Here is a 258-nt window from a genome sequence, read left to right on the forward strand (position 1 = left end):
GACGTGGAAGATCGGCGCCTGGACGCCCTTGGCGACGTCCGACGGATAGGGCGAGGAGCGCGCGAATTGCGGGCTCGTCGTGAAGCCGATCTGGTTGTTGATGATGAAGTGCAGGCAGCCGCCGGTATTGTAGCCGCGGATGCCGGAAAAGCCGAGGCACTCCCACACGATGCCCTGGCCGGCGAACGCCGCGTCGCCGTGCAGCAGCACGGGCAGCGAGCCGGTGTGCTGCTCCAGGTCGCTCGCGATCGTCTGGAT

At 67.1% G+C, this 258-nt stretch carries 1 protein-coding gene; it reads right to left on the minus strand.

Annotated features, from left to right (window positions below):
* On the minus strand, window positions 1–258 hold a 258-nt coding region (locus G5A07_RS21465), incomplete at both ends, for a thiamine pyrophosphate-dependent enzyme (protein WP_191863999.1).

The sequence above is a fragment of the Stenotrophomonas sp. AS012628 genome, assembly GCF_010608305.1.
In the GTDB taxonomy this organism is placed as follows: domain Bacteria; phylum Pseudomonadota; class Gammaproteobacteria; order Xanthomonadales; family Xanthomonadaceae; genus Stenotrophomonas; species Stenotrophomonas geniculata.